The sequence below is a fragment of the Sporosarcina sp. G11-34 genome (genome assembly GCF_026931025.1).
The window spans coordinates 369,184-375,452 of record NZ_JAHNZW010000004.1 but is presented as its reverse complement, the minus strand read 5'-3'; the positions used below and the strand labels follow the sequence as shown (position 1 = coordinate 375,452).

The window sequence follows — 6,269 nt, the reverse complement described above, 5'->3', positions numbered from 1 at the left end:
AAAAAGTGATATCGAATTGTATATTCATTACTATAATAACAAACGAATCAAACAGAAATTGGCGGGCATGAGTCCGGTACAATACCGTCTTCACACCAGCCAACAAGCTGCTTAATATAAAACTCTAACTTTAAGGGGTCACATCATTATTTGGGAGTTAGTCGTCTTTTTTATTTGAGTTTGCAAAGTCTAAACACTACTCATATGATAAAGGTTAAAGACTAATCTGGAAAAGTATGTAGCATTATATAGTTGTAGAATTAGCGACAAGAAAACTATTTCATCAAAAAAGGATAAACAAAGAGGAGGACTTATTATGAAAGTTAAAATTGCAGAAGCATCGGATGCACCATTAATTTACGACTTAATGATTAAAGCATTTATGGAATATAAAGACGAAGTACCTCCTTCAAGTGCTTTGGAGGAAACGGTACAAACTATATCAACAGCGTTAGAAGATGGTGAACAGGCTTTAATTAGTTATATTGGTGATGAACCAGTAGGGATGGTTCGTTTTCGATTAACAGATAATGGTGTTTATTTTTATAGGTTATCTGTTATTCCAGAAAAACAGGGGCAAGGCATTGCTAAGGGAATATTAAAGTCTTTAGATGACTATGCAAAACAAAATGAAAAAACTAAGATGCTGTGTAAAGTTCGAATGACTGTGCCTAAAAACATAAAATTATATAGTTCGATAGGATATCGTATCCATGATGAGGAAATTGTACATAAACCAAACGGTATAAATATAAAAGTTGTTTCCATGGAGAAAAAACTTCTATAACTTTTATTCCTCAGTCAACAGGATATCGTCTATTGAAGGTCTTTTACTTTCAATACCGACGAAACGAAAGGCGACTACCCAAAATTCAAGAGTAGTCGCCCTAAATGTTATTTATCAAGTGTATCTTTAACTTCCCCAATTGTATTTTTTATCGAACCTTTTGCTTTATCGATTTTACCTTCAATTTGTTTACCTTTGTCATTCGTTAATTTCCCGAACTGGTCTTTTACCTCGCCCTTCACTTTATCAACCGCACCTTCAATTTTGTCTTTAAATCCGCTCATAATATATTCCTCCCTTTATTTCTATAATAGTTGTATACCCCTCGTTATATTTCAGTAAACATAAGTTTGAAAATTATAAGTAACAAAAGTATGAATGTTGAACAACAGAAGATTATCTATTGACAGTCTTTATTTACTTGAAAACCGAATGTCTCTTGCTAAAAATATCAACGGGTAGACGAAAGCGGAGAGTATATTAATGGTGCGAGTAATTTCGATTGGCAAAAGGAAGATATATTGGATTTACTAGAAAATGGGTTTGAACCTAATGAATGAGCATCATAACTGGTGCTTTTTCTGTCATTCTTTAAAATCATCTGACCCCCCGATTATGATCCTCCCAGCAACATGAGCCTTTAAGTTTATTCAGCTCGCTTGTTAAATAGTTAATTTGCGCTTTCATTTCATTAATTTCATTGTTTTCTTGTGATGTTTCGAATTCAAGAACAGTTGACAAAGTGGATATCACAACGCCTAAAGCAGTAATCACTTCACCGATTACTGCGAGCTTGGCGGCTTGGTTTCTTTTATTGGAAGTAAGATCATTTTGGGGAAAATAATCATTGGTTTTATTCAATTGCTTACCCTCCAGTACTTAATTATCTTCAATTTATTCTATGCATTAGCTGCTGTTGGGTGCTTAGCATAAAAAACGCTAATCATCATTCAATCAGCAGTCACAATCGGTTTCCTTTTTGTTCCTCGCTATTTTCTAGGACGGATTTCCTGCCCAGCAAGTACACTACGAGCATTCTAAACGGTGCGTACCGCCGGAAATTAGCGTCACAAGGCTGTGCATTTGGTTATACGATGAATGGATGGAAGGGAAAGTTTTAGCCGGGGATTCATATTTTGTGAAAGGCGATGCATTGCGTAGAATTTCCAAACACTATGCACTTGCATTTGAGGAGCATAAAGGGTCAACCTACATTCGGTAAACCTAGATTGGGGATAGAAGCATTTCTAACTAATAGCATCAAAGGGGAGAAGAAATGAAAGAATCAGTCAGTAGTGCGGATATGTTTTGGGAACGGGCGGAACCTCATACCGCAAATGGTCATTCAACCTTTCCCGTTCCATGCGGTTGGGTACCTGTTTACAGTATAGTGTGCCAACCGTTTATGCATCCGGGAGCGATTCAACATATGCCTATGCCGCATGGCGGATTTAATGTTGAACAGTTAAAACAACCCGCAGGGCACCATGCTGGCATCCAGTGCAAGTGTAATCCGTGTATGTGTACACGGTATGCCCATTGTGGTTGCGGTGGATCCCATTCAATGCGGATGCCGGCCGAAAAAAGTTATTGCAATGTTTGCAGCCAATCAATTCAGCTGACCCCTTAATAGATAATGGAAAATCTACCTTGCGAATAGTTTTGGGTAAATTAGTACCAGACGTGAAAGGTGCCAGAAGCATAATGCTTCTGGCACCTTTCACGTCTTATTGTCTTTCTATATCAAAACGATTTGAGAAGACTGTGATTCATGCTTCTGTTGAAGAAGTGTTTGACCCATTGTCTTTAAAAGGCCTTGAACAAGGCGTATACAAGTGTAATACGGTAACTAAAATGCCGGAAGCTGATCTTGTTTTCCTGGATAAGATATTTAAAGCTAACTTTGCTATCTACAGCGGGATCATTCGCCAGAGGCTGTGTAAGTTGTATGGAGATATGTAAAACGCAAACACCACCCCTTGCAGTTATGGAAGATGGGCACCCTGTAGCCTGTTATTTGTATAGTTAAATATAGGAGCACTGACAATACAACTAACTGAATACTTTGTATTGACTAAGTAAAAAGACTAATGTATGCTTTAATTGCCCTTGGCGGAACTAGATTCCGTTGGTGAAGGGAAATCGGAATGCCTGCTTTATAAGATTACTAACATAGTTTTGCTCGTGTCGGTCGGAAAGTCAGTACTAACGGGCGTATATATGGAACAAATGTCAAGTCGAAAGATGGATGACATGTTCTTTTATACATCGGCGGCATCTACTGAAGGTGAAAATTATTTGACTTTCTTTTTCTCACCTACTGGAGTCTACCGTTGGCGTAATAATCCAGAACTATTAAACGAGATTCAAGAAAGCTTCGGCGAATTCGACCAAGAAAAGCGTCAACAGAATTTTACCGATATTCAGCATCGCTTAAATGATGAAGCGGTTATTATTCCACTTTGGCTTGGGGAAGACATCTGGGGAGCGCGAAAAGATATTGATTTTAAACCACGTTACGATGAATCGATGGAAGTCGTTGGAATTAAACTAGGGAAAACTCATAATGGATACACAACGCTTATTGGTGCACATACAAGGTACTTCTGAAATTCAAAGGAACATTATCGCAGGCGAATTAAAACGTGAATATGGAGGTAAGGCATAATGCGGGAGGCTTATATTGTTGAATCGGTAAGGACTGCGATTGGTCGAATGGGTGGTTCGTTAAAAGACGTTACTGTCGACCAGTTGGCGGAAAAAGTAATAAGAGAGTTGATGGATAGAACAAATAAAGAAATCGAAGTCGATGAAGTCATTTTGGGTCAGGCAAAACAAAGCGCAGACACGTCAAACTTGGCTCGTTTAGCAACTCTTAGAGCAGAACTACCAGTGACCGTTCCAGGATATACAGTGCATCGTCAATGTGGATCTGGTTTACAAGCGATTAACAATGCGGATCAGCAAATTAGGCTCGGGTTATCAGATGTTGTTATTGCGGGTGGTGCAGAAAGTATGAGTACAGCACCGTATTATATCCGAAATGCACGTTACGGTTTTGGTGCAGGAAATGGACTACTATTGGATCCGAACACCGAAAGTCAACCATGCTCACAACCTGCTGAAAAGTATGGGGATTTGACTATGGGGTATACGGCTGAAAATTTGGCTGACCAATATAAGATTTCACGGGAAGAGCAAGATGAATTTGCAATGAGAAGTCAACTTCTTGCGGAAAATGCAATTAGTGAAGGTCGTTTTAAAGATGAAATCGTTCCGTTCGAAGTAAAAGATAGGGGTAACAGCCTTTCATTTGAAGTTGACGAACACCCACGAAAATCTACGAAAGAGCAGATGGCGAAACTTCGTACAGTTTTCAAAGAAGGTGGTTCTGTCACTGCGGGAAATGCGAGTGGAAGAAATGACGGTGCATCAGCCGTTCTTATGATGTCGGGAAAAAAGTTAGAAGAATATGGATTGAAACCGAAAGCGAAAATTATTGCTCAAGCAGTGAGTGGTGTTTCTCCAGAGGTAATGGGGATTGGTCCGGTCAGTTCTACACAAAAAGCTTTGGCACAATGTGGTTTAACAATAGATGATATTGATTTGATTGAATTGAACGAAGCATTCTCTGCACAAGCGTTGTCCGTCATCAAAGAGGCTGGAATGGATATTGATAAAGTGAATGTGAATGGTGGAGCAATAGCACTTGGTCACCCAATTGGGGCTACGGGGGCAATCTTAATGACTAAATTACTTCACGAGATGGCGCGAAGAGATGTGAAATACGGTCTTGTCACTCTTTGCATTGGTGGGGGACAAGGGATCACGACAGTTGTCGAAAATTTACAATGAATAGTTGAAATAGTGAATGTGAAGAGTTTGACCAGGGCGTCCGCATCTTATTATATATACGATGACAATAAACTCCTTATGATGTCCTGCCATGGGATTGGAACGGGAATGAAGGAAAAACGAAGTCATCAATCCAAAAGAATCCTATTTGTGTGTGATTTCTATATTTGAAAAGTGAGATATTCTTTATGCGAAGTCGATTAAGAAAAGGAGAAGATGGAAGTATGAGGATAAATAAACAGAAAACCATTTCTGCCGTCGTTGGGAATATAAAGTCAGGGCAGACAATTATGGTAGGCGGCTTCGGATTAATCGGATGTCCGCTATCGGTCATCGAGTACTTAAAGGAACATGATGTATCAGAACTCACAGTGATTAGCAATAACGTGGGCGAATCAGGAGAAGGGTTAGGAATTCTTTTAAGACAAGGCAAATTTAAGAAAGCGATAGGTTCTTATTTTACAAGTAATCGTGATGTTGCGAAATATTACAATGCTGGAGAGCTTGAAATCGAACTCTTACCTCAAGGGACAATGTCTGAAGCGATAAGAGCCGGCGGAGCTGGAATTGGCGGGTTTTATACTAAAACAGCAGTAGGAACAGATTTAGCAATTGGTAAAGAATTAAAAGAAATTGACGGTGAGAAATATTTATTGCAAAAAAGTTTAAAAGCGGATGTTGCCATCATTAAAGCGTGGAAAGCAGATCGAATGGGCAACCTAGTTTATTATAAGACGGCTCGCAATTTTAATCCCAACATGGCTACGGCTGCTTCTTATGTCATTGCTGAAGTCGATGAAATTGTGGAAGTAGGGGAGTTATCGCCTGACGACATTGTGACTCCTCATTTGTATGTAGATGCTATAGTGAAAAGCGAATGGATATTAACAAAAGAAGGGGTGAAGAAAGTATGAGGGAGTTAATCGCGAAGCGTGCGGCGAAGGAGCTTACCCCTTATTCTATTATTAATCTTGGAATAGGAATCCCGACATTGGTCGCTAATTATATAGATGACGAATTTCATATACTTCATACTGAAAATGGAATGCTTGGTGTTACTTCTGTAGAAGAGGAAAATATAGATCCATTAGTCGTAAATGCAGGTAAGATGCCTGTCAAGGAAGCATTGGGCGCGTCTTACTTCAGCAGTGCCGATTCTTTTGCGATGATTCGCGGGGGGCACATAGACGTAGCTGTTCTTGGGGCTTTACAAATTGATTCTATGGGAAGGATAGCGAACTGGGCGATTCCTGGGAAAGACATTATCGGTGTCGGCGGAGCGATGGATTTATTGGAAGGTGCAAAGGAAATAATAATTACGACAAGTCATGTCTCTGCGGACGGTTCACCAAAAATTGTAGACGAATGTACATTTCCAATTACATCCCAACGTGTGGCAGATACGATTATTACTGAATTAGCTGTATTTAAATGGAAAGAAGGTCAATACGAGCTAGTTGAACTCATGGGCAATGCAACGTTAGAAGAAGTTAAATCAAAAACAACAGCAAAATATTCGATAAATGAACAATTAACATTGGAGAAGGAAAAAGTTTGACTTGAGAAGCAGTTTTGATTGACGCAATCTGAACTTCAATCGTTGGGTACAGAGAAAGAACCACAGACA

At 39.3% G+C, this 6,269-nt stretch carries 10 protein-coding genes; 8 read left to right on the top strand and 2 right to left on the bottom strand.

Annotated features, from left to right (window positions below; translation table 11 throughout):
* Both KSU66_RS08135 and KSU66_RS08130 read left to right on the top strand, forming a co-directional pair.
* Positions 1-115 (top strand): IS3 family transposase (locus KSU66_RS08135; RefSeq protein ID WP_269050945.1); only part of this gene is annotated, 115 nt, incomplete at its 5' end.
* 201 nt (positions 116-316) lie between these two features.
* Complete coding sequence (locus KSU66_RS08130) at positions 317-787, top strand: GNAT family N-acetyltransferase (protein ID WP_269050925.1); 471 nt, start codon at positions 317-319, stop codon at positions 785-787.
* Between the two features lie 107 nt (positions 788-894).
* Here KSU66_RS08130 and KSU66_RS08125 read toward each other — a convergent pair whose 3' ends face one another.
* Together KSU66_RS08125 and KSU66_RS08120 are read right to left on the bottom strand one after the other, a co-directional pair.
* On the bottom strand, positions 895-1,071 hold the full coding sequence (locus tag KSU66_RS08125; RefSeq protein WP_269050924.1) for a CsbD family protein: 177 nt from the start codon (positions 1,069-1,071) through the stop codon (positions 895-897).
* A 313-nt stretch (positions 1,072-1,384) separates the two neighbouring features.
* Positions 1,385-1,648, bottom strand: a complete 264-nt coding sequence (locus tag KSU66_RS08120) for a hypothetical protein (protein ID WP_269050923.1) — start codon at positions 1,646-1,648, stop codon at positions 1,385-1,387.
* Positions 1,649-2,063: 415 nt separating this feature from the next.
* Between KSU66_RS08120 and KSU66_RS08115 the strand changes: the two genes are divergently transcribed.
* The 6 genes from KSU66_RS08115 (at position 2,064) to KSU66_RS08090 (ending at position 6,200) form a co-directional block, all read left to right on the top strand.
* A complete protein-coding gene (locus KSU66_RS08115) occupies positions 2,064-2,417 on the top strand; it encodes a hypothetical protein (RefSeq protein ID WP_269050922.1) in 354 nt (117 codons plus the stop codon).
* 32 nt (positions 2,418-2,449) lie between these two features.
* Positions 2,450-2,749 carry a hypothetical protein gene (locus tag KSU66_RS08110; protein WP_269050921.1) on the top strand — a complete coding sequence of 100 codons (300 nt, stop codon included), beginning with the start codon at positions 2,450-2,452 and terminating at the stop codon, positions 2,747-2,749.
* Positions 2,750-2,896: 147 nt separating this feature from the next.
* Entirely contained in the window at positions 2,897-3,397 is a 501-nt protein-coding gene (locus tag KSU66_RS08105) for a hypothetical protein (RefSeq protein ID WP_269050920.1), read from the top strand.
* Between the two features lie 57 nt (positions 3,398-3,454).
* Entirely contained in the window at positions 3,455-4,642 is a 1,188-nt protein-coding gene (locus KSU66_RS08100) for a thiolase family protein (RefSeq protein WP_269050919.1), read from the top strand.
* Between the two features lie 230 nt (positions 4,643-4,872).
* Positions 4,873-5,556 (top strand): CoA transferase subunit A, encoded by a 684-nt coding sequence (locus KSU66_RS08095; protein ID WP_443028955.1) that lies wholly within the window; start codon positions 4,873-4,875, stop codon positions 5,554-5,556.
* On the top strand, positions 5,553-6,200 hold the full coding sequence (locus KSU66_RS08090) for a 3-oxoacid CoA-transferase subunit B (protein ID WP_269050917.1): 648 nt from the start codon (positions 5,553-5,555) through the stop codon (positions 6,198-6,200). The genes KSU66_RS08095 and KSU66_RS08090 overlap by 4 nt, the downstream gene beginning before the upstream one ends.
* Positions 6,201-6,269: the final 69 nt, after the last annotated feature.